This window comes from Klebsiella sp. KE9456 (assembly GCF_043832615.1).
GTDB classification, from domain to species: Bacteria; Pseudomonadota; Gammaproteobacteria; order Enterobacterales; family Enterobacteriaceae; genus Klebsiella; species Klebsiella indica.
Window position 1 is genome coordinate 196,079 of the sequence record NZ_JBDYQK010000008.1, and the last position, 21,758, is coordinate 217,836.

Annotated in this window: 19 protein-coding genes; 16 read left to right on the plus strand and 3 right to left on the minus strand. The window is 54.4% G+C overall.

The window, feature by feature from the left end; all coding sequences use genetic code 11:
• Window positions 1–11: 11 nt before the first annotated feature.
• Window positions 12–1,214: an acetate kinase gene (ackA, locus tag ABK821_RS10545; protein WP_138361380.1), complete on the minus strand. Its 1,203-nt coding sequence runs from the start codon at window positions 1,212–1,214 to the stop codon at window positions 12–14.
• 339 nt (window positions 1,215–1,553) lie between these two features.
• On the opposite strand from ackA, the gene yfbV reads away from it, so the two are divergent.
• The 4 genes from yfbV to ABK821_RS10565 all read left to right on the plus strand — a co-directional run bounded on the left by yfbV (window position 1,554) and on the right by ABK821_RS10565 (window position 5,169).
• Window positions 1,554–2,009 (plus strand): terminus macrodomain insulation protein YfbV, encoded by a 456-nt coding sequence (yfbV, locus tag ABK821_RS10550; protein WP_138361379.1) that lies wholly within the window; start codon window positions 1,554–1,556, stop codon window positions 2,007–2,009.
• Between the two features lie 85 nt (window positions 2,010–2,094).
• Window positions 2,095–2,589: a YfbU family protein gene (locus ABK821_RS10555; RefSeq protein WP_138361378.1), complete on the plus strand. Its 495-nt coding sequence runs from the start codon at window positions 2,095–2,097 to the stop codon at window positions 2,587–2,589.
• 11 nt (window positions 2,590–2,600) lie between these two features.
• Window positions 2,601–3,260, plus strand: a complete 660-nt coding sequence (locus tag ABK821_RS10560; protein ID WP_138361377.1) for a sugar phosphatase — start codon at window positions 2,601–2,603, stop codon at window positions 3,258–3,260.
• A gap of 76 nt (window positions 3,261–3,336) precedes the next feature.
• Complete coding sequence (locus ABK821_RS10565; protein WP_142502323.1) at window positions 3,337–5,169, plus strand: SLC13 family permease; 1,833 nt, start codon at window positions 3,337–3,339, stop codon at window positions 5,167–5,169.
• 41 nt (window positions 5,170–5,210) lie between these two features.
• Here ABK821_RS10565 and yfbR read toward each other — a convergent pair whose 3' ends face one another.
• Both yfbR and alaA read right to left on the minus strand, forming a co-directional pair.
• Window positions 5,211–5,810 (minus strand): 5'-deoxynucleotidase, encoded by a 600-nt coding sequence (yfbR, locus tag ABK821_RS10570; protein WP_138361375.1) that lies wholly within the window; start codon window positions 5,808–5,810, stop codon window positions 5,211–5,213.
• 90 nt (window positions 5,811–5,900) lie between these two features.
• Window positions 5,901–7,118: an alanine transaminase AlaA gene (alaA, locus tag ABK821_RS10575; RefSeq protein WP_138361374.1), complete on the minus strand. Its 1,218-nt coding sequence runs from the start codon at window positions 7,116–7,118 to the stop codon at window positions 5,901–5,903.
• A gap of 959 nt (window positions 7,119–8,077) precedes the next feature.
• On the opposite strand from alaA, the gene ABK821_RS10580 reads away from it, so the two are divergent.
• From ABK821_RS10580 to nuoL, 12 genes are all read left to right on the plus strand, one after another.
• The gene (locus ABK821_RS10580; protein ID WP_138361373.1) at window positions 8,078–9,052 is read left to right on the plus strand and encodes a LysR family transcriptional regulator; all 975 of its coding nucleotides are present in this window, start codon (window positions 8,078–8,080) and stop codon (window positions 9,050–9,052) included.
• A 606-nt stretch (window positions 9,053–9,658) separates the two neighbouring features.
• Window positions 9,659–10,105: an NADH-quinone oxidoreductase subunit NuoA gene (gene nuoA, locus ABK821_RS10585; RefSeq protein ID WP_138361371.1), complete on the plus strand. Its 447-nt coding sequence runs from the start codon at window positions 9,659–9,661 to the stop codon at window positions 10,103–10,105.
• 15 nt (window positions 10,106–10,120) lie between these two features.
• Entirely contained in the window at window positions 10,121–10,795 is a 675-nt protein-coding gene (gene nuoB / locus ABK821_RS10590; protein ID WP_002913178.1) for an NADH-quinone oxidoreductase subunit NuoB, read from the plus strand.
• An 86-nt stretch (window positions 10,796–10,881) separates the two neighbouring features.
• The gene (gene nuoC, locus ABK821_RS10595) at window positions 10,882–12,690 is read left to right on the plus strand and encodes an NADH-quinone oxidoreductase subunit C/D (protein ID WP_138361370.1); all 1,809 of its coding nucleotides are present in this window, start codon (window positions 10,882–10,884) and stop codon (window positions 12,688–12,690) included.
• Between the two features lie 2 nt (window positions 12,691–12,692).
• A complete protein-coding gene (gene nuoE / locus ABK821_RS10600; RefSeq protein ID WP_138361369.1) occupies window positions 12,693–13,193 on the plus strand; it encodes an NADH-quinone oxidoreductase subunit NuoE in 501 nt (166 codons plus the stop codon).
• Entirely contained in the window at window positions 13,190–14,527 is a 1,338-nt protein-coding gene (gene nuoF / locus ABK821_RS10605) for an NADH-quinone oxidoreductase subunit NuoF (protein WP_308560939.1), read from the plus strand. Before nuoE ends, nuoF begins: the two co-directional genes overlap by 4 nt.
• Before the next feature lie 203 nt (window positions 14,528–14,730).
• Window positions 14,731–17,457, plus strand: coding sequence for an NADH-quinone oxidoreductase subunit NuoG (gene nuoG, locus ABK821_RS10610; RefSeq protein WP_343178241.1), 2,727 nt, complete (start codon window positions 14,731–14,733; stop codon window positions 17,455–17,457).
• Window positions 17,454–18,431: an NADH-quinone oxidoreductase subunit NuoH gene (nuoH, locus tag ABK821_RS10615; RefSeq protein WP_138361366.1), complete on the plus strand. Its 978-nt coding sequence runs from the start codon at window positions 17,454–17,456 to the stop codon at window positions 18,429–18,431. Before nuoG ends, nuoH begins: the two co-directional genes overlap by 4 nt.
• Before the next feature lie 14 nt (window positions 18,432–18,445).
• On the plus strand, window positions 18,446–18,988 hold the full coding sequence (nuoI, locus tag ABK821_RS10620; RefSeq protein WP_138361365.1) for an NADH-quinone oxidoreductase subunit NuoI: 543 nt from the start codon (window positions 18,446–18,448) through the stop codon (window positions 18,986–18,988).
• Between the two features lie 10 nt (window positions 18,989–18,998).
• A complete protein-coding gene (gene nuoJ / locus ABK821_RS10625) occupies window positions 18,999–19,553 on the plus strand; it encodes an NADH-quinone oxidoreductase subunit J (RefSeq protein ID WP_138361364.1) in 555 nt (184 codons plus the stop codon).
• Window positions 19,550–19,852 carry an NADH-quinone oxidoreductase subunit NuoK gene (gene nuoK, locus ABK821_RS10630; RefSeq protein ID WP_138361363.1) on the plus strand — a complete coding sequence of 101 codons (303 nt, stop codon included), beginning with the start codon at window positions 19,550–19,552 and terminating at the stop codon, window positions 19,850–19,852. The genes nuoJ and nuoK overlap by 4 nt, the downstream gene beginning before the upstream one ends.
• Window positions 19,849–21,690 carry an NADH-quinone oxidoreductase subunit L gene (gene nuoL, locus ABK821_RS10635; protein WP_138361362.1) on the plus strand — a complete coding sequence of 614 codons (1,842 nt, stop codon included), beginning with the start codon at window positions 19,849–19,851 and terminating at the stop codon, window positions 21,688–21,690. The genes nuoK and nuoL overlap by 4 nt, the downstream gene beginning before the upstream one ends.
• Window positions 21,691–21,758: the final 68 nt, after the last annotated feature.

The window sequence follows — 21,758 nt, forward strand, 5'->3', positions numbered from 1 at the left end:
GCGGTGTGGAATCAGGCGGTCAGACGGTGGGCGTCTTGCGCGATAACCAGTTCTTCGTTAGTCGGAATGACAACGGCCGGGCGAGTGCCTTCTTTGTTGATGAAGCCAGATTTGCCGAAACGGGCGGCCAGGTTACGTTCGTGATCAACTTCGAAGCCCAGTACGCCAAGTTTGCCGAGGGACAGCTCGCGAACCATCGCCGCGTTTTCGCCGATACCACCGGTAAACACAACCGCGTCGAGACGACCTTCCATTAGCGCGGTGTAGGAACCGATGTATTTTGCCAGACGATGACAGTAAACGTCCATTGCACGGCGAGCATCCGCTTTTTCCTGATAGTTGTCTTCAACATAGCGGCAGTCGCTGGTGACTTCGGTCAGACCGAGCAGGCCGGACTCTTTAGTCAGCATTTTGTTGATCGCGTCAACGCTCATGCCCAGCGTATCGTGCAGATGGAAAATGATTGCCGGGTCGATATCGCCTGAACGGGTTCCCATAACCAGACCTTCCAGCGGGGTCAGCCCCATGGAGGTATCAACGCATTTCCCGTTACGAATAGCGGAAACAGAGCCTCCGTTACCCAGGTGGCAGGTGATGATATTCAGCGTTTCAACCGGTTTGTTCAGAACTTTCGCGGCTTCCTGAGTCACATAAAAGTGGCTGGTGCCGTGTGCGCCGTAGCGGCGTATGCCGTGTTCTTTGTACAGGCTGTACGGCAGGGCGTAGAGGTAAGACTCTTCCGGCATCGTCTGATGGAAAGCGGTGTCGAATACGGCAACGTTTTTCTCTTTCAGGTGCGGGAATGACTTCAGCGCTTCCGCAATACCGATCAGGTGCGCCGGGTTATGCAGCGGAGCGAAAGACGCGGCGTCTTTGATCCCCTGAATGACGGAGTCATCGATCACGACGGAACGGGTGTATTTCTCGCCGCCATGAACGATGCGATGGCCAATTGCGGTCAACTGCGCAGACAGCTCTGGTTTTTGTGCCAGAATAGTGTTAACGATAAAGTTAAGCGCTTCACTGTGAGCGGCGCCAGCGCCTAAATCAGCCTCTTGTTTGCTGCCGTCCATTTTCCATTTGATACGCGCTTCCGGGAGATGGAAGCATTCGGCTAAACCGGACAGGTATTCGTCGCCGTTGAGGGCGTCAAGGATAGCAAATTTTAGTGAGGAGCTACCGCAGTTCAGAACCAGTACTAACTTACTCGACATGGAAGTACCTTTATGATGATACGTGGCTAAAAAAAACGTCAGAATGTCACAAAGCGTAGCGCAGGATGACATCGACATTTATGATTAACATCATGCCTTGTACTGTTTTAGGGCACGATGAGAGAAGTACATTTGATTTTATGCCATTTGCCTGATTTTCAGCCAATGGCAGAATATGCGATAATTTTACTAACCTGGTAAAAGGGTCTAACCGCCCCTTCAGGTGCGCACAGAATACCTGATTGACGCATCCATTGCCAAAATCTTTTGAACGTTGTCATGCATAGTTGGTGTTTTGCACAAATTTTTTAAGTTTTACATGTAAAGTTGAGGTGAGTCATGTCTGGTTCTGAGAAACGCCCTGTGAGTTTTTTTGGTCTGTTTCGCCACGGGCAGCACTATGCAAAGACCTGGCCTCTGGATAAACGCCTTGCCCCGGTATTTATCGAAAATCGCATTATTCGCGCGACTCGCTATGCGATCCGCATTATGCCGCCGGTAGCGGTTTTCACGCTGTGCTGGCAAATTGCGCTCGGCGGCCAGTTGGGGCCGGCGGTGGCTACCGCGCTGTTCGCATTGAGCCTGCCGATGCAGGGGTTATGGTGGCTTGGTAAGCGTTCGGTCACCCCTTTGCCGCCGTCGGTGCTGAACTGGTTTTACGAAGTGCGGGTTAAATTGCAAGAGGCGGGTCAGGCGCTGACGCCTGTCGATGGTAAGCCTGATTATCAGGCTTTAGCTGACACGCTTAAGCGTGCCTTCAAACAACTGGATAAAACTTTCCTTGATGATTTGTAATTGGATCAGGAAAACGCATATAAAAGAAGGCGCATAATTTATGCGCCTTCTTTTTTCACGCCGTAAAGTGCTACAGGAGTCAAAAATGGAAATGACCAATGCGCAACGTCTGATTTTGTCGAATCAGTACAAGATGATGACGATGCTCGACCCGGACAACGCCGAGCGTTACCGCCGTCTACAGACCATCATTGAGCGTGGATATGGGTTGCAGATGCGCGAGCTTGATCGCGAGTTTGGCCAGCTTACCGAGGAAACTTGCCGTACCATCATTGATATTATGGAGATGTATCATGCGCTGAATGTCTCCTGGACTAACCTGAAGGACGCCAGTGGCATTGATGAGCGTCGGGTAACTTTCCTTGGCTTTGATGTGGCCACTGAAGCGCGCTATCTCGGATATGTGCGTTTTATGGTTAATGTTGAAGGGCGCTACAGCCATTTTGATGCCGGGACGCATGGCTTCAACTCCCAGACGCCAATGTGGGAAAAATACCAGCGTATGCTGAGTACCTGGCACGCTTGCCCACGTCAGTATCACTTAAGCAGTAATGAAATTAATCAAATCATCAATGCCTGATGGAGGTTGCCGTGCAGTGTAAGGGGTTCCTGTTTGATCTTGACGGGACATTGGTTAATTCGTTGCCGGTGGTAGAGCGTTCCTGGTGTCGGTGGGCGGATCGATTCGGCATTGCCCACCATGACGTGCTGAGCTTCATTCATGGCAAACAGGCGATAACGTCGCTGCGTCATTTTCTCCCGGGGCGTAGCGAAGAGGAGATTCAGGCTGAGTTTGCCTGGCTGGAAAAGGTCGAAGCGACGGATACTGATGGCGTTACGGCGCTGCCCGGAGCGATCGCATTGCTCAATACTCTGGACAAAGCAGGCATTCCCTGGGCAATTGTGACTTCAGGTTCGATACCTGTCGCCCATGCCCGCCATCGTGCGGCAGGTCTGCCAGACGCCAACGTTTTTGTCACCGCCGAGCGTGTTAAGCATGGAAAACCCGCGCCGGACGCTTATCTGCTGGGCGCTGAATTGTTGGGTCTGGCGGCGGAACAGTGCGCCGTTGTGGAAGATGCCCCCGCCGGGCTGCTCTCCGGTCTGGCTGCGGGTTGCCGTACGATTGCGGTGAATGTCCCCGCCGACGCGCCGCGTCTTGATGAAGCGGATCTGGTGCTAACGACGCTTGAGAGCCTGGCGATCGAGCGTCTTCCTGACGGCAATGTGAATGTTATTCTAAAAGACTAATCTCATGATTTGGCCCCGCGTTGACGGGGCATTTTTATGCCAAACTTTCGACTCTATTTTCGGACAAGGATAAGTTGTGAACGGTGAATTGATCTGGGTGTTATCTCTGCTTGCCGTAGCCGTCGTGCTCTTTGCCACCGGGAAAGTACGCATGGACGCTATCGCATTGTTGGTGATTGTCGCTTTTATCCTCAGCAATACGCTAACCCTTAGCGAGGCTTTCTCGGGGTTTAGCGATCCCAACGTTATCCTTATCGCCGCGCTGTTTATCATCGGCGATGGTCTGGTACGCACCGGAGTCGCCAGCAAAATGGGGGCCTGGCTGGTGAAGGTGGCCGGTAACAGCGAAACAAAAATGCTGGTTTTTTTAATGCTGACCGTCGCCGGGCTGGGCGCCTTTATGAGTTCGACGGGCGTGGTAGCCATTTTTATCCCGGTGGTGCTTAGCGTTTCAATGCGCATGAATACCTCGCCTTCGCGGTTGATGATGCCGCTCAGCTTCGCCGGGCTGATTAGCGGGATGATGACGCTGGTCGCCACGCCGCCTAACCTGGTGGTCAATAGTGAGATGTTGCGTGAAGGGTTGCAGGGATTCGGCTTTTTCAGCGTGACGCCAATCGGCCTGGTGGTACTGGTGCTGGGCATTCTCTATATGCTGGTAATGCGCTTTATGCTGAAAGGAGAAGAGGGCGAGCAGGTGCGCGACGGCCGTAAACGGAGCACTTTTCGTGATTTAATCAAGGATTACCATCTGACCGGCAGGGCGCGCCGCCTGGCGATTCGTCCCGGTTCGCCGATGATTGGCCAGCGCCTGGATGACCTGAAGCTTCGCGAACGTTACGGGGCTAACGTTATCGGCGTTGAGCGCTGGAGGCGCTTTCGGCGAGTAATTGTTAACGTTAATGGGGTATCAGAATTCCGTGCCCGCGATGTTCTGCTGATTGATATGTCCGCCTCGGACGTGGATTTACGCCAGTTCTGCGGCGAGCAAATGCTGGAGCCCATGGTGCTGCGAGGCGAATATTTTTCCGATCAGGCGCTGGATGTGGGGATGGCGGAAGTTTCCCTTATTCCGGATTCCGAACTGGTGGGCAAGACGGTACGTGAGATCGCCTTTCGTACCCGTTTTGATCTCAATATCGTGGGCTTAAAGCGAGACGGTAAGGCCATTGATGGCGCGGTCATTGATGAAGCGCTACAGCTCGGCGATATTCTGCTGGTTGTGGGCAACTGGCGACAGATTGCCGCACTGGCTAAACGAGGGCGCGACTTCGTGGTGTTGAATATGCCAATTGAAGTCAACGATGCCTCTCCTGCGCACAGCCAGGCGCCACATGCAATATTCTGCCTGGTATTGATGGTCGCACTCATGCTTACCGACGAGATCCCCAATCCAATCGCGGCAATCATCGCCTGTTTATTGATGGGCAAATTTCGCTGTATTAATGCTGAGAGCGCGTATAAAGCGATTCACTGGCCGAGTATTATTTTGATTGTCGGGATGATGCCGTTTGCGCTGGCGTTGCAGAAAACAGGTGGTGTTGACCTGGTTGTCAGAGGTTTGATGGACGTGGCGGGCAGCAAAGGTCCCTATCTGATGCTGGCATGCCTGTTCGTGATGTGTGCGGCGATAGGTTTGTTTATTTCAAATACCGCGACCGCGGTGTTGATGGCGCCCATTGCGCTGGCGGCGGCCAGGTCGATGGACGTATCGCCTTATCCTTTTGCGATGGTGGTGGCTATGGCCGCATCGGCGGCGTTTATGACACCGGTATCTTCTCCGGTGAATACTCTGGTGTTGGGGCCCGGTAAGTACACATTCAGCGATTTTGTGAAGATCGGCGTACCGTTCACTATACTGGTCATGGTGGTGTGCGTACTGCTGATTCCGGTACTGTTTCCGTTCTGATGAGTTTCCCGGTCAGCTGATACTGCCCGGGAAATTGGGATTCACAGCGGTGAATCCTGGCTGATTTCATCAAGCGAAAGATGGAAACTTGGTACAAATACTCGCATAAAATAGTCCATCTCCGGGCTGCGGCGTGATTCCAACGTTTTCTCAAGGCGGCTTTTGGCCAGCAAAAACTCATTGTTACCCGCCGACAGCTCTTCAAGGCATTTCAGATAGGCGCATAACGCATCGGCTTGCTTAACGAGCGCTTTCTCTTCTTCGCTATAGTGACGCTCGTCAATTAGCGGAGCAAAAATATCCCGCAGTTCGTCAGGCACCATATCGACCAGCTTTTGCTGGGCGATTTTCTCAATGGCTTTGTACTCCTGAGCAATCTGCGAGTTGAAATATTTCACCGGGGTAGGGAGATCGCCGGTCAGGACTTCCGAAGCATCGTGGTACATCGCCAACAGCGTAATCCGTTCGGCGTTAACCTGACCGCCAAATTTTCGGTTCTTAATCGCCGCCAGTGCGTGAGCCACCATCGCGACCTGCAAACTGTGTTCGGATACGTTTTCTGTGCGCACATTGCGCATCAGCGGCCAGCGATTGATGAGTTTCAGGCGGGAAAGGTGGGCAAAAAAATGACTCTGACTCATAGGAACCCTTAATCAGTAACAACGTCGGGAGCCATTGTGCGCCGGGAATGCCGCCGGATGCAACAAGTCCCGGCGGCGGATCTGACGAAATCAGAGCTGATGATAACCGGAAAGGAAACGCCCGAAGCGGGTGATTGCCATTGCCAGTTCGTCTTCGCGAGGAAGGGTGACGATACGCACGTGATCCGGCCATGGCCAGTTAAAGGCGGTGCCCTGAACCAGCAGGACTTTCTCCTGCAGCAGGAAATCGAGCACCATCTTCTGGTCGTCATGGATATTAAAGCGTTTCGCGTCAATTTTCGGGAACATATACAGCGCGCCCTGCGGCCTGGTGCAGGAGACGCCGGGGATTTCGTTGATCAACTCCCAGGCGCGGTTACGCTGCTCGTACAGGCGACCGCCAGGTACAATAAATTCACTGATGCTCTGATAGCCGCCGAGGGCCGTTTGAATCGCGTGCTGGGCCGGGACATTAGCGCACAGGCGCATAGAGGCCAGCATCTCCAGGCCTTCGATATAACCTTTTGCGTGTTTCTTCGGGCCGTTAAGCACCATCCAGCCCTGGCGGAAACCGGCAACGCGGTAGGTTTTTGACAGGCCGTTAAAGGTCACGGTGAGCAGATCCGGCGCCAGCGGCGCAATTGAGTGGTGCTGCGCGTCATCGTAAAGGATCTTGTCGTAGATCTCATCGGCGAAAATAATCAGGTTATTTTCACGGGCGATCTCAACGATCTCCATCAGCAACTCTTTTGAGTACACCGCGCCGGTCGGGTTATTCGGGTTGATGATCACGATACCGCGGGTGCGCGGGGTGATTTTGGCGCGGATATCGTCGAGGTCCGGGAACCAGTCAGAAGATTCATCACAAAGATAGTGCACCGCTTTGCCACTGGAAAGCGCCACGGCGGCAGTCCACAGGGGATAATCTGGCGCAGGCACCAGCATTTCATCGCCGCTGTTCAGCAGCGCCTGCATAGCCTGGACGATCAGTTCGGAAACGCCGTTGCCGATATAAATATCTTCGACCGTAACATCTCGCATTCCACGCGCCTGGTAGTGTTGCATGATGGCCTTGCGTGCGGAATATAGACCCTTTGAGTCGCTATAACCCTGGGCGGTGGGGAGATTACGGATGACGTCAACGAGGATTTCGTCGGGGGCATCAAAGCCGAATGGCGCCGGGTTGCCGATGTTCAGCTTCAGGACTTTGTTGCCTTCTTCTTCAAGGCGTTTCGCTTCTTTCAGAACCGGGCCGCGGATATCGTAACAGACGTTATCTAATTTGCTGGATTTTTCGATGGGGGACATGAACCTTTGACCTTTTAGCTGTTAGTGCCACTCCCTGCCGTGGAAGTCAGCACGAAATAATGTACTCCCCATCCCGGTCATTTTGAAGGGTTAACAGGAGAAGATTTTGTCGTTTTTGTTTTTTTGGAGTAATCAATATTCCTGATGATTGTTGGTTTTGTTTGTGGATTATGCCTTTATATGGCTAGTTTGTGGTCATATGTTGTGATTTTTTTAATTTTTTCGAACAGTTATATGGTTTGTTGTCTTGAGGGGTGTCCGTTTGTTTTTACGTAAAAGAGTCACTTCTTTTTGCTAAACGTTTAATTCACAGGCTACAAGACTTTGTAACAAGCTTGCCTGATATTTTTAATAAAAGCATTTAATCGATGAGTAATTTTTATTTTATGCAAATAAAATTTTATCGGCTGTTAATTTAATTAATGCGTAGAATCGTGTTTAAAATGGGCGATAAGACAAGTTAATAACGCTTATAAATATTGTTTTTTTCGGTTAGAATATCATCGTTAATATTGATGCCAGGCAAGCCAGACAGCGGTTGTGATATTATTAATATATTGTTATTGCAGGTTTTTGTTTGTGTTGTTGAGTGCCGACATCAGTTTGGATGTTTGTGGTGCGTAAAAGGATGAGCGTTGAGGGTTATTTTTGCGCCGCGTCACAGTAAACGGCGTCAGCGTAATTAAACGCGCCAGGGTGTATCACAAAATATTACTCAGCGATTCCGTGCATTTGCGGCTGATGAGTGCTTTCAAAAGCAATACAGGCACGGACGGCGTTTCGAGCCCGGAGCGTACACGTAATACTCGTACGTGGGATTATTCGCTTCGCTCACCTTCAGGGCCGCACTGGTGTGCGTTCAACATCGAACGCATTTTGTTTGAGCGCTGTCCGAGTCAAAATGGCAAGTGAAACAGCCCTGTGGGCCAGGCGCTCAGTCGCCTGTAAGTGAAGCCAATATGATAAATGAAAATCGCCCGATACTAAATTTAGACCTCGATCTGTTAAGAACCTTTGTTGCTGTCGCCGATCTCAACACATTTGCCGCTGCGGCTACTGCAGTACGCCGTACCCAGTCGGCAGTAAGCCAGCAAATGCAGAGGCTGGAGCAGCTGGTAGGAAAAGAGCTCTTTGCTCGTCATGGGCGCAATAAACTTCTGACGGAACAGGGCATTCAGCTACTGGGATACGCGCGGAAAATTCTGCGTTTTAATGATGAAGCCTGCATGTCGCTGATGTTCGGTAGTTTGCAGGGAACGCTCACGATCGGCGCATCTGATGAGACGGCGGAGACTATTTTGCCTTTCTTGTTGAACCGAATCGGCAGTTTTTATCCCAGGCTGACTCTCGAAATCAAAGCGCTCAATCATGTTGATGTTGAAAAGAGGCTGGCGAACGGGGCAATCGATCTTGCGTTGACCACCCGGCAGACAAGCGGTTATGAACAGATAAGGTTACGTACATCACCAACGTTATGGTACTGCGCAGCCGATTATATCCTGCCACAGGGCGAGTCTGTACCGCTGGTCCTGACCGATACGCCTGACACGCTCCGTGAAGCAATGATTACCGCCCTCAATGCCGCCCGGATCCCCTGGCATCTTGCCCACGCGGCGTCCTCAATCGCCGGCGTGAAAGCGGCGGTGAAAGCGGGTCTTGGCGTGACCGCGCAACCGGTAGAGATGATGGGGAGAGAGTTTCGGGTGCCCGGTAAGAGCGAAGGGTTACCCGGGCTGCCGGACACGCACTATATGCTGAGCTGTTATCCTCAGAAGGTCAGTGAGTTGGCGCGCGTCATTTTTCAGTCACTGAGCGCAGAACATCAACCGTGGTCTGTGCAGCGCGTTTATACCCCGGAAGGGGGAGAAGATCATCCCCTGTTTCATGAAGGGGAAAGTCCGACAAAAGGCACGAAATCTGGTAACAAAATGTAAGTGCGAAAAAGAACCACAAATGTGCGAAATGAACGCAGTGGTTCTTTTTTTCAATTTTTTTTGATGAATTACATGTTTTATTGGTTGTTTTTGATTGAAATCATACGGTTAATCTTCCTGTTCATCGTTTCGCCTCAATTTTTTCTGCACGTTTAATACTTCCTGCTAATGTTAAAAAACCGGATAGTTTGTTGCCGTTTTTTTGATTGAATTAACAAAACCGTGTCATAGATCAAGAAAATACCCCTACTTAGGGGGATGAATCGTGGCTAAATCCTGTCAAAATAGGCGGGTAATTTTGATTTACGGCGGAAACGGACACGATTCACCAGCACTAAATCCCTTCGATATGCAAGGCTACTTAGCAGAAAAGGGCATTTAATGTTAATGAAAAGAATCCAATGTAAATTAATGTTGTGAAAACTTTTGTTAAAGTTGACAAAAGGTTAACGAAAGGGGTAAAAAGCCACCGCAACTGGCCTTCCACATCAACAATCAAGGACGCTTTTTGCACGGCTATTTTTTTATTCCTCCCTGTGAAACGCTGTGGCGTTCATCTGCCGGTAAGAGCAGAGGGTTTTAGCGCTACACTTTTTTGGTTAAGCAATGCGTATGTCAACATCCACTGAAGTTATCGCTCATCATTGGGCATTCGCTATATTTCTCATTATTGCTATTGGTCTGTGCTGCCTGATGCTGGTTGGCGGCTGGTACCTCGGCGGACGCGCGCGGGCGCGTAGCAAAAACACGCCGTTTGAATCGGGGATCGACTCCGTTGGTTCTGCTCGCTTACGCCTTTCTGCGAAGTTTTATCTGGTAGCCATGTTCTTTGTCATCTTCGACGTGGAAGCCCTGTATCTCTACGCATGGTCGACTTCTATCCGTGAAAGCGGCTGGGTCGGCTTTGTGGAAGCCGCCATTTTCATTTTAGTGCTACTGGCTGGTCTGGTTTACCTCGTTCGTATCGGCGCCCTGGACTGGACGCCTGCGCGTTCCCGTCGCACGCTGGTTAACCCGGAAACAGGCAGTCCCACTAACCGTCATACGCAGTAAAAGCGAGGCAATAAGATGGATTATACGCTCACCCGCATCGATCCTAACGGTGAGAACGACCGTTACCCCCTGCAAAAACAGGAGATCGTAACCGACCCCCTGGAGCAAGAAGTCAATAAAAGCGTGTATATGGGCAAACTCGAACACGCGTTGCATGACATGGTGAACTGGGGCCGTAAGAACTCAATCTGGCCTTACAACTTTGGCCTTTCTTGCTGCTACGTGGAAATGGTGACGTCATTCACTGCGGTGCATGACGTTGCGCGTTTTGGCGCAGAAGTATTGCGCGCCTCCCCGCGTCAGGCGGACCTGATGGTGGTGGCCGGGACCTGCTTTACCAAAATGGCCCCGGTCATTCAGCGCCTTTATGACCAGATGCTGGAGCCGAAGTGGGTTATCTCAATGGGCGCATGCGCCAACTCCGGCGGTATGTACGATATCTATTCCGTTGTGCAGGGCGTGGATAAATTTATTCCGGTTGATGTTTATATCCCGGGCTGTCCACCGCGTCCGGAGGCTTATATGCAGGCGCTGATGCTGCTACAGGAATCCATTGGTAAAGAACGTCGCCCGCTTTCGTGGGTGGTTGGCGATCAGGGCGTCTACCGCGCCAATATGCAATCGGAACGTGAGCGTAAACGCGGCGAACGTATTGCAGTGACCAATCTGCGGACGCCGGACGAGATTTAACTTGCGCCTGCGGGCGGGATAGCAACTTCGCAAATCAATCTACAACAGCGCGAAGCCTCGCCAGCAGTCACCACGGACCTTTTGCAATGGTGAACAATATGACCGATTTAACCGCGCATGACGCCGCACCAGCCTGGCAAACCCGCGATCACCTTGATGACCCGGTGATTGGCGAACTGCGCAATCGTTTTGGGCCGGATGCCTTTACCGTTCAGCCAACCCGCACCGGCGTCCCGGTCGTTTGGGTGAAGCGCGAACAACTGCTTGAGGTGGGTGATTTCCTGAAGAAATTACCGAAACCTTACGTAATGCTGTTTGACCTGCACGGCATGGACGAGCGACTGCGCACGCACCGTGACGGCCTGCCCGCCGCGGATTTTTCTGTTTTCTACCACCTGATCTCAATAGAGCGCAATCGCGACATCATGCTCAAGGTGGCCTTGTCTGAAAACGATTTGCATCTGCCGACGTTTACCAGGCTGTTCCCTAACGCCAACTGGTATGAACGGGAAACCTGGGAGATGTTTGGCGTGACCTTCGATGGTCACCCGAACCTGCGTCGCATCATGATGCCGCCGACCTGGGAAGGCCACCCGCTGCGCAAAGACTACCCGGCGCGCGCGACCGAATTCGATCCGTTTGAGCTGACCAAAGCCAAACAGGATCTGGAAATGGAAGCGCTGACGTTTAAGCCGGAAGAGTGGGGCATGAAGCGCGGGACCGAAAACGAGGACTTTATGTTCCTTAACCTCGGCCCGAACCACCCCTCCGCGCATGGCGCGTTCCGCATTATCCTGCAACTTGATGGCGAAGAGATCGTCGACTGCGTACCGGACATTGGCTACCACCATCGCGGCGCGGAGAAAATGGGCGAGCGCCAGTCATGGCACAGCTACATTCCGTATACCGACCGTATTGAATACCTCGGCGGCTGCGTTAACGAAATGCCGTACGTGCTGGCGGTAGAAAAACTGGCGGGGATCACCGTGCCGGACCGTGTTAACGTGATTCGCGTCATGCTTTCCGAACTGTTCCGTATCAACAGCCACTTGCTGTATATCTCTACCTTTATTCAGGATGTCGGGGCGATGACCCCGGTGTTCTTTGCCTTTACTGACCGCCAGAAAATTTACGACCTGGTGGAAGCGATTACCGGCTTCCGTATGCACCCGGCCTGGTTCCGTATCGGCGGCGTCGCGCACGACCTGCCGCGCGGCTGGGATCGTCTGCTGCGTGAATTCCTGGAGTGGATGCCGAAGCGTCTGGACGCTTACGAGAAAGCCGCGCTGCGTAACACGATCCTGATTGGCCGTTCGAAAGGGGTTGCCGCCTACACCGCAAAAGAAGCGCTGGAGTGGGGCACCACCGGCGCTGGCCTGCGCGCTACCGGTATTGGTTTCGACGTACGTAAATGGCGTCCGTATTCTGGCTATGAAAACTTCGACTTTGAAATCCCGACCGGCGGCGGCGTTTCCGACTGCTACACCCGCGTGATGCTGAAAGTGGAAGAGCTGCGCCAGAGCCTGCGCATTCTCCAGCAGTGCCTCGACAACATGCCGGAAGGCCCGTTCAAAGCGGATCATCCGCTGACCACGCCGCCGCCGAAAGAGCGCACGCTGCAGCATATCGAAACCCTGATTACGCACTTCCTGCAGGTTTCCTGGGGCCCGGTGATGCCGGCCAACGAATCCTTCCAGATGATAGAGGCGACAAAAGGGATTAACAGTTACTACCTGACCAGCGATGGCAGCACCATGAGCTATCGTACCCGTATCCGCACGCCGAGCTATGCGCACCTGCAGCAGATCCCGGCGGCCATTCGCGGCAGCCTGGTATCCGACCTGATCGTCTATCTGGGTAGTATCGATTTTGTAATGTCAGACGTGGACCGCTAATTATGCACGAGAATCAACAACCACAAACTGAGGCTTTTGAGCTGAGTGCGGCAGAGCGTGAGGCGATTGAGCACGAAAAGCACCACTATGAAGACCCGCGCGCGGCGTCCATTGAAGCGCTGAAAATTGTGCAAAAGCAGCGCGGCTGGGTGCCGGATGGCGCAATCTACGCGATCGCCGATGTGCTGGGGATCCCGGCAAGCGATGTCGAAGGTGTGGCGACGTTCTATAGCCAGATTTTCCGCCAGCCGGTGGGGCGTCATGTGATCCGCTACTGCGACAGCGTGGTGTGCCACATTACCGGCTTCCAGGGGATTCAGTCGGCAATTGAGAAGACGCTGGACATCAAACCGGGTCAAACCACCTTTGATGGCCGTTTCACTCTGCTGCCGACCTGCTGCTTGGGCAACTGCGACAAGGGGCCGACCATGATGATTGATGAGGACACTCACAGTTATTTGACGCCGGAAGCGATTCCTGACCTCCTGGAGCGGTATAAATGAAAAACGTTATTCGTACTGCCGAAACCCATCCGTTAACCTGGCGTCTGCGCGACGACAAACAGCCGGTCTGGCTGGATGAATACCAGAGTAAAAACGGCTACGCCGGGGCGCGTAAAGCGCTCTCCGGGATGGCGCCTGATGAAATCGTCACCGCGGTAAAAGAAGCCGGTCTGAAAGGGCGCGGCGGTGCGGGCTTCTCCACCGGTCTGAAGTGGAGCCTGATGCCGAAAGACGAGTCCATGAACATCCGCTACCTGCTGTGTAACGCCGATGAAATGGAGCCGGGCACTTATAAAGACCGTTTGCTGATGGAACAACTGCCGCACCTGCTGGTGGAAGGGATGCTGATCTCCGCGTTCGCGCTGAAAGCGTACCGTGGCTACATCTTCCTGCGTGGCGAATATATTGAAGCGGCGGTGCATCTGCGCCGGGCGATTGCCGAAGCGACCGAAGCCGGTCTGTTGGGCAAAAACATTCTCGGCACCGGCTTTAACTTCGAACTGTTTGTCCATACCGGGGCAGGGCGCTATATCTGCGGCGAAGAAACCGCGCTAATTAACTCCCTCGAAGGCCGCCGCGCCAATCCGCGCTCTAAACCGCCGTTCCCGGCAAGCTCCGGGGTATGGGGCAAACCGACCTGCGTCAACAACGTGGAAACGCTGTGTAACGTTCCGGCGATCCTCGCGAACGGCGTTGAGTGGTATCAGAACATCTCGAAGAGCAAGGATGCGGGCACCAAGCTGATGGGCTTCTCCGGTCGCGTGAAAAATCCGGGCGTCTGGGAACTGCCGTTCGGCACCACCGCGCGTGAAATTCTTGAAGATTACGCTGGCGGCATGCGTGATGGCCTGAAATTTAAAGCCTGGCAGCCTGGCGGCGCGGGGACCGATTTCCTGACTGAAGCGCATCTCGACCTGCCGATGGAATTTGAAAGTATCGGTAAAGCGGGTAGCCGTCTGGGGACGTCGCTGGCGATGGCCGTTGACCACGAGATCAACATGGTGTCGTTGGTGCGTAACCTGGAAGAGTTTTTCGCCCGTGAGTCCTGCGGCTGGTGTACGCCGTGCCGCGACGGGCTGCCCTGGAGCGTGAAAATCCTCCGTGCGCTGGAGCGCGGCGAAGGCCAGCCGGGAGATATTGAGACACTTGAGCAATTGTGTCGGTTCCTCGGGCCGGGAAAAACCTTCTGTGCGCACGCGCCGGGCGCGGTTGAGCCGCTGCAGAGCGCGATTAAATATTTCCGCGAAGAATTCGAAGCTGGCATTAAACAGCAGTTCAGCAATACCCATGCAATCAACGGGATTCAGCCGAATCTGCTTAAGACGCGCTGGTGATTTTAACCCCTCACCCTAACCCTCTCCCCTCAGAAGTAGAGGGTTAGGGCCAGAGCCGCAGTCGTTTTTCTCCCTCTTTTGCAGAGGGGAGGGTGAATGAACCGGAACCGCTTTCTCTCTCGCCCCTTTGGGGAGAGGGTCGGGGTGAGGGGAAGAATTTTGATTAACGCTCGGTCTCGGCTGAGCCAACTGGAAGCATGCTAATGGCTACGATTCATGTAGACGGCAAAGAATACGAGGTTAACGGGGCGGACAACCTGCTGGAAGCTTGTCTCTCTCTGGGCCTTGATATTCCCTACTTTTGCTGGCATCCGGCGCTGGGAAGCGTTGGTGCTTGCCGCCAGTGTGCGGTGAAGCAATATCAAAACGCGGAAGACACGCGTGGCCGCCTGGTGATGTCCTGTATGACACCGGCATCCGATGGCACTTTTATTTCCATCGACGACGCAGAAGCGAAACAGTTCCGCGAAAGCGTAGTTGAGTGGCTAATGACCAACCATCCGCATGACTGCCCGGTCTGCGAAGAGGGCGGCAACTGCCACTTACAGGATATGACCGTGATGACCGGTCATAGCTTCCGTCGCTACCGCTTCACCAAGCGTACTCATCGCAATCAGGATCTGGGGCCGTTTATTTCGCACGAAATGAACCGCTGCATTGCCTGCTATCGCTGCGTGCGTTACTACAAAGATTATGCCGACGGCACCGACCTCGGCGTGTATGGCGCGCATGACAACGTCTACTTTGGCCGTCCGGAAGACGGTGTGCTGGAAAGCGAATTCTCCGGCAACCTGGTGGAAGTGTGCCCGACCGGCGTCTTCACTGATAAAACGCACTCCGAGCGCTATAACCGTAAATGGGACATGCAGTTTGCGCCAAGCATCTGTCAGCAGTGTTCCATCGGCTGCAACATCAGCCCCGGCGAGCGCTACGGTGAACTGCGCCGTATCGAAAACCGTTATAACGGCACCGTTAATCGCTATTTCCTCTGTGACCGCGGTCGTTTCGGCTATGGTTATGTGAACCTGAAAGATCGCCCGCGTCAGCCGGTTCAGCGTCGCGGCGACGATCTGATTGCCCTCAACGCCGAGCAGGCGATGCAGGGGGCGGCGGATATTCTGCGTCAGTCGAAAAAGGTTATCGGTATTGGTTCCCCGCGCGCCAGCATCGAGAGCAACTTCGCGCTGCGCGAGCTGGTGGGCGCCGATAACTTCTATACCGGTATCGCAAAGGGCGAACAAGAACGCCTGCAGATGATGCTGAAAGTGCTGCGCGAAGGCGGTATCCATACTCCGGCGCTGCGCGAAATTGAATCCTACGACGCGGTGCTGATTCTTGGGGAAGATATTACCCAGACCGGCGCGCGTATCGCCCTGGCGGTGCGTCAGGCGGTTAAAGGCAAAGCGCGTGAAATGGCGGCGGCGCAAAAAGTCGCCGACTGGCAGATCGCCGCGATCCTTAACATCGGTCAACGGGCGAAGCATCCGCTGTTCGTCACCAATATTGATGATACCCGTCTTGATGATATCGCCGCCTGGACCTACCGCGCGCCGGTGGAAGATCAGGCGCGTCTCGGTTTTGCCATCGCCCACGAGCTGGACGACAGCGCACCGGCGGTAGAGGGGATGAGCAGTGAGCTGAAAGGCAAAATCGACGTTATCGTTCAGGCATTAGCCGGGGCGAAAAAGCCGCTGATTATCTCCGGAACTAACGCTGGCAGCATTGAGATTATCCAGGCGGCGGCAAACGTCGCGAAAGCCCTGAAGGGGCGCGGCGCGGATGTCGGCGTTACCATGGTGGCTCGCGCGGTGAACAGCGTTGGCCTCGGGATGATCGGCGGCGGCTCGCTTGATGAGGCGCTGAGCGAACTGGAGACCGGCGCTGCTGATGCGGTTATCGTGCTGGAAAACGACCTGCACCGCCACGCTTCCGCCGCCCGTGTTGATGCGGCGCTGGCGAAAGCGCCGCTGGTGATGGTGGTTGACCACCAGCGCACAGCGATTATGGAAAACGCGCACCTCGTGCTCTCCGCGGCAAGCTTCGCCGAAAGCGATGGCACGGTGGTTAACAATGAAGGCCGTGCTCAGCGCTTCTTCCAGGTTTACGACCCGGCTTACTATGATGCGAAAACCGTGATGCTGGAAAGCTGGCGCTGGCTGCATTCATTGTACAGCACCGTTAACAACCGCCAGGTTGACTGGACGCAGCTGGACCATGTCATTGACGCCGCGATTGCCGCCTTACCGCAGCTGGCGGGTATTAAAGACGCCGCGCCGGATGCGACCTTCCGCATTCGTGGGCAGAAGCTGGCGCGTGAACCGCACCGCTACAGCGGTCGTACCGCGATGCGCGCTAACATCAGCGTTCATGAGCCGCGTCAGCCGCAGGATAAAGACACCATGTTCGCCTTCTCAATGGAAGGGAACAACCAGCCGGGCGCGCCGCGTTCGCAGATTCCGTTTGCCTGGGCGCCAGGCTGGAACTCGCCACAGGCGTGGAACAAATTCCAGGATGAAGTGGGCGGTAAACTGCGTCATGGCGATCCGGGGGTGCGTCTGATTGAAGCTTCCGCCAGCGGTCTGGCGTACTTTACTAGCATACCGGCAGGCTTCCAGGCTGAAGAAGGGAAGTGGCGTATCGCGCCTTATTACCACCTGTTCGGCAGTGACGAAATGTCGCAGCGCTCTCCGGTATTCCAGAGCCGGATGCCACAGCCGTACATCAAGCTTAATCCGGCGGACGCCGCGAAGCTTGGCGTTAATGACGGTGCAACGGTCTCCTTCAGCGTTGATGGTCAGACGCTCCGCCTGCCGCTGGTTATTTCGGCGGGGCTGACGGCGGGTCAGGTTGGCTTACCGATGGGCATGCCAGGGATTGCGCCGGTACTGACCGGCGCGTGTATTGATACTCTGCAGGAGGCGAAAGCATGAGTTGGTTAACTCCCGATCTCATCGACATTCTGTTAAGCATCCTCAAAGCGGTGGTGATTCTGCTGGTAGTGGTTACCTGCGGCGCGTTTATGAGTTTTGGCGAGCGTCGTCTGCTGGGCCTGTTCCAGAACCGTTATGGGCCAAACCGCGTGGGCTGGGGCGGTTCGCTGCAGCTCGTCGCCGATATGATCAAGATGTTCTTTAAAGAGGACTGGGTTCCGCGCTTCTCGGATCGCGTGATCTTTACTCTGGCGCCGGTTATCGCCTTTACCTCGCTGCTGCTGGCCTTTGCGATTGTGCCGGTCAGCCCGAGCTGGGTTGTCGCTGACCTGAACATCGGCATTCTGTTCTTCCTGATGATGGCCGGGCTGGCGGTCTATGCGGTGCTGTTCGCCGGTTGGTCGAGCAACAACAAATACTCCCTGCTCGGCGCGATGCGTGCTTCTGCCCAGACCCTGAGCTATGAAGTGTTCCTCGGGCTTTCCCTGATGGGCGTGGTGGCGCAGGCGGGGTCGTTCAATATGACCGATATCGTCAATAACCAGGCGCATTTGTGGAACATCATCCCGCAGTTCTTTGGCTTCGTAACCTTTGCGATTGCGGGCGTGGCGGTGTGTCACCGTCACCCGTTTGACCAGCCGGAAGCGGAACAGGAACTGGCCGATGGTTACCACATCGAATATTCCGGCATGAAGTTCGGTCTGTTCTTCGTCGGTGAATATATCGGAATTGTTACCGTATCGGCGCTGATCGTGACGCTGTTCTTCGGCGGCTGGAATGGCCCATGGTTACCTCCTTTCATCTGGTTCGCGCTGAAAACCGCGTTCTTTATGATGATGTTCATTTTGATCCGCGCATCATTACCGCGTCCCCGTTATGACCAGGTAATGTCCTTTGGCTGGAAGGTATGCCTGCCGTTAACGCTGATCAACTTGTTGGTAACGGCGGCTGTCATTCTCTGGCAGGCGCAATAAGGGGTGAATTGACCATGACCTTAAAAGAATTATTGGTAGGGTTTGGCACCCAGGTCCGCAGTATCTGCATGATCGGGATGCACGCCTTTGCCAAACGTGAAACTCAGATGTACCCGGAGGAGCCGGTATATCTGCCGCCGCGCTACCGTGGCCGCATTGTGTTAACGCGCGATCCGGACGGCGAAGAGCGCTGCGTTGCCTGTAACCTGTGTGCGGTAGCCTGTCCGGTAGGCTGTATCTCGCTGCAAAAAGCAGAGATGAAAGATGGCCGCTGGTATCCGGAATTTTTCCGTATCAACTTCTCACGCTGCATTTTCTGCGGCCTGTGCGAAGAAGCGTGCCCGACCACGGCGATTCAGTTGACCCCGGATTTTGAACTGGGCGAATACAAGCGTCAGGATCTGGTGTACGAGAAAGAGGATCTGCTGATTTCCGGCCCGGGCAAATACCCGGAATATAACTTCTACCGGATGGCGGGTATGGCAATCGACGGCAAAGATAAAGGCGAAGCAGAGAACGAAGCTAAGCCTATCGACGTCAAAAGCCTGTTACCGTAAGGAGAGGGTAATGGAATTCGCTTTTTATATCTGTGGCCTGATAGCCATCCTCGCGACCTTGCGGGTGATCACCCACACCAATCCGGTGCATGCGCTGCTGTACCTGATCATTTCTCTGCTGGCGATAGCCGGGGTGTTCTTCTCGCTGGGGGCGTATTTCGCTGGCGCGCTGGAAATTATCGTCTACGCCGGAGCCATTATGGTGCTGTTCGTGTTTGTGGTGATGATGCTCAACCTGGGCGGTAGCGAAATCGAGCAGGAGCGTCAGTGGCTGAAGCCGGGGATCTGGATTGGCCCGGCCATTCTTTCTGCGGTGTTGCTGGCGGTGATTGTCTACGCCATCCTCGGCCTGAACGATCAGGGTATCGACGGCGTGGCGATTAACGCCAAAGAGGTGGGTGTTGCGCTGTTTGGACCGTATGTTCTGGCGGTGGAACTGGCCTCCATGCTGCTGCTGGCGGGCCTGGTCGTCGCCTTCCATATTGGCCGCGAAGAGCGCGCCGGGGAAGTGCTGAGCAACCGTCCGAACGACAGCGATAAAAGAAAAACGGAGGAACACGCATGATCCCTTTAACACATGGATTGATCCTCGCCGCTATCCTGTTTGTCCTCGGGCTGACGGGGCTGGTTATCCGCCGCAATTTGCTGTTTATGCTGATTAGCCTGGAGATCATGATCAATGCCGCCGCGCTGGCCTTCGTGGTTGCCGGAAGCTACTGGGGCCAGACTGATGGTCAGATAATGTATATTCTCGCCATCACCCTCGCCGCCGCAGAAGCGAGTATCGGCCTGGCGCTGCTGCTGCAGCTCCATCGTCGTCGCCAGAATCTGAACATTGATTCAGTAAGTGAGTTGCGTGGATGAACATGCTTGCCTTAACCATTATTTTGCCATTGATTGGCTTTGTCCTGCTGGCGTTCTCCCGCGGTCGTTGGTCGGAAAATCTATCCGCTACGGTGGGCGTGGGCTCGGTAGGTCTGGCGGCGCTGGTCACGGTGTTCGTCGGCGTCGACTTCTTTGCTAACGGTAAACAGGCGATCAGCGTGCCGCTGTGGACCTGGATGTCGGTGGGCGATTTCAACATTGGTTTTAACCTGGTGCTGGATGGTCTCTCTCTGACGATGCTTTCCGTGGTGACCGGCGTCGGCTTCCTGATCCACATGTTCGCCTCATGGTATATGCGTGGTGAAGAGGGCTACTCCCGTTTCTTCGCTTACACTAACCTGTTTATCGCCAGCATGGTGGTGCTGGTGCTTGCCGATAACCTGCTGCTGATGTATCTCGGCTGGGAAGGCGTGGGCCTGTGCTCCTATCTGCTGATCGGTTTCTACTACACCGATCCGAAGAATGGCGCGGCGGCGATGAAAGCGTTTGTGGTCACGCGTATCGGCGACGTATTCCTCGCTTTTGCGCTGTTCATTCTTTACAACGAACTGGGTACCCTGAACTTCCGTGAAATGGTCGAGCTGGCGCCTCAGCACTTCGCCGCGGGCAACAATATGCTGTGGTGGGCAACGCTGATGCTGCTGGGCGGCGCGGTAGGTAAATCCGCGCAGCTGCCGTTGCAGACCTGGCTTGCCGACGCGATGGCGGGCCCGACGCCGGTCTCCGCGCTGATCCACGCCGCAACCATGGTGACTGCCGGTGTCTACCTGATTGCCCGTACTCACGGCCTGTTCCTGATGACCCCGGAAGTGTTGCATCTGGTGGGGATTGTTGGGGCGGTTACGCTGGTGCTGGCCGGTTTCGCCGCGCTGGTGCAGACCGACATCAAACGTGTACTCGCTTACTCCACCATGAGCCAGATTGGCTACATGTTCCTCGCGCTTGGCGTGCAGGCGTGGGATGCGGCGATTTTCCATCTGATGACCCATGCGTTCTTTAAAGCGCTGCTGTTCCTCTCTTCCGGCTCGGTGATTCTCGCCTGCCACCATGAGCAGAACATCTTTAAGATGGGCGGTTTGCGGAAGTCTATTCCGCTGGTGTACGTCTGCTTCCTGGTGGGGGGCGCGGCGTTGTCTGCGTTGCCGCTGGTGACCGCGGGCTTCTTCAGTAAGGATGAAATTCTGGCAGGCGCGATGGCTAACGGTCATATCAACCTGATGCTTGCCGGTCTGGTCGGGGCATTTTTTACCTCGCTGTATACCTTCCGTATGATTTTCATCGTGTTCCACGGTAAAGAACAAATTCACGCGCATGCAGGGAAGGGAATTACCCATCATCTGCCGCTGATTGTGCTGCTGGTGCTTTCAACCTTCGTTGGCGCGCTGATTGTACCGCCGTTGCAGGGGGTTCTGCCGCAGACCAGCGAACTTGAGCATAGCCGTGTAATGACGCTGGAAATAACCTCTGGCGTTGTCGCGATTGCCGGCATCCTGATTGCCGCCTGGCTGTGGCTGGGTAAACGCACGCTGGTGACCTCGCTTGCCAATAGCGCCCCGGGCCGTCTGCTCGGAACCTGGTGGTACAACGCCTGGGGCTTCGACTGGCTGTATGACAACGTGTTCGTGAAGCCGTTCCTTGGCGTGGCGTGGCTGCTGAAGAGCGATCCGCTGAATGCGTTGATGAACATTCCGGCGATTCTGTCCCGTTTCGCAGGCAAAGGCCTGGTGGTGAGCGAGAACGGCTATCTGCGCTGGTATGTGGCTTCCATGAGCATCGGTGCGGTTGTGGTGCTGGCGCTATTGATGGTATTGCGTTGAGTTTGTTGGCTGGATGAACGATTGCCGGATGGCGTTGTGCTTATCCGGCCTGCAAGCCCAAAAATAAT

Excerpts from the sequence above, each read along its gene's own strand:
- ackA (WP_138361380.1), bottom strand. The coding sequence starts at position 1,214 with ATGTCGAGTAAGTTAGTACTGGTTCTGAACTGCGGTAGCTCCTCACTA.
- yfbV (WP_138361379.1), top strand. The coding sequence starts at position 1,554 with ATGTCTGGTTCTGAGAAACGCCCTGTGAGTTTTTTTGGTCTGTTTCGC.
- ABK821_RS10555 (WP_138361378.1), top strand. The coding sequence starts at position 2,095 with ATGGAAATGACCAATGCGCAACGTCTGATTTTGTCGAATCAGTACAAG.
- yfbR (WP_138361375.1), bottom strand. The coding sequence starts at position 5,810 with ATGAGTCAGAGTCATTTTTTTGCCCACCTTTCCCGCCTGAAACTCATC.
- alaA (WP_138361374.1), bottom strand. The coding sequence starts at position 7,118 with ATGTCCCCCATCGAAAAATCCAGCAAATTAGATAACGTCTGTTACGAT.
- ABK821_RS10580 (WP_138361373.1), top strand. The coding sequence starts at position 8,078 with ATGATAAATGAAAATCGCCCGATACTAAATTTAGACCTCGATCTGTTA.
- nuoA (WP_138361371.1), top strand. The coding sequence starts at position 9,659 with ATGCGTATGTCAACATCCACTGAAGTTATCGCTCATCATTGGGCATTC.
- nuoB (WP_002913178.1), top strand. The coding sequence starts at position 10,121 with ATGGATTATACGCTCACCCGCATCGATCCTAACGGTGAGAACGACCGT.
- nuoC (WP_138361370.1), top strand. The coding sequence starts at position 10,882 with ATGGTGAACAATATGACCGATTTAACCGCGCATGACGCCGCACCAGCC.
- nuoE (WP_138361369.1), top strand. The coding sequence starts at position 12,693 with ATGCACGAGAATCAACAACCACAAACTGAGGCTTTTGAGCTGAGTGCG.
- nuoF (WP_308560939.1), top strand. The coding sequence starts at position 13,190 with ATGAAAAACGTTATTCGTACTGCCGAAACCCATCCGTTAACCTGGCGT.
- nuoG (WP_343178241.1), top strand. The coding sequence starts at position 14,731 with ATGGCTACGATTCATGTAGACGGCAAAGAATACGAGGTTAACGGGGCG.
- nuoH (WP_138361366.1), top strand. The coding sequence starts at position 17,454 with ATGAGTTGGTTAACTCCCGATCTCATCGACATTCTGTTAAGCATCCTC.
- nuoI (WP_138361365.1), top strand. The coding sequence starts at position 18,446 with ATGACCTTAAAAGAATTATTGGTAGGGTTTGGCACCCAGGTCCGCAGT.
- nuoJ (WP_138361364.1), top strand. The coding sequence starts at position 18,999 with ATGGAATTCGCTTTTTATATCTGTGGCCTGATAGCCATCCTCGCGACC.
- nuoK (WP_138361363.1), top strand. The coding sequence starts at position 19,550 with ATGATCCCTTTAACACATGGATTGATCCTCGCCGCTATCCTGTTTGTC.
- nuoL (WP_138361362.1), top strand. The coding sequence starts at position 19,849 with ATGAACATGCTTGCCTTAACCATTATTTTGCCATTGATTGGCTTTGTC.